At 38.9% G+C, this 337-nt stretch carries 1 pseudogene; it reads left to right on the plus strand.

Features of this window, described 5'->3' with window-relative positions:
- Window positions 1–337: pseudogene (locus AB4512_RS23855) on the plus strand (hypothetical protein); the annotation flags it as partial.

Consider the following 337-nt stretch of genomic DNA (forward strand, 5'->3'; position numbering starts at 1 on the left):
TTCCTCTAGTTGGTGATGAGCTAAACCTATTATCGAATGACATTATGTACTTCGCAGCCAAAGAAAAAATCACCGAATTTGAAAACCAATCACATTACGTGTTTACCTACCACTCATCAGAATTTTCTCGTTTCCACCATAAAAAACAAGATGCAATCTCACTGATTAATAAATACGACAATCATGTGAAGCACTCTACCTCAATGTATATCGATCACCTACTTCTTGAAGCCGACACTGAGTATCGCCGGTTAGCTTCAGCGTATGACAGGCAGTTATCTAAACAAATGGCACGAATTGATTTAGAACTGTTGAAGTCAATCGGGCATATTTCCCC

Origin of the sequence: Vibrio sp. 10N.222.52.B7 (genome assembly GCF_041474275.1) — a bacterium.
Taxonomy (GTDB): Bacteria; Pseudomonadota; Gammaproteobacteria; order Enterobacterales; family Vibrionaceae; genus Vibrio; species Vibrio crassostreae_C.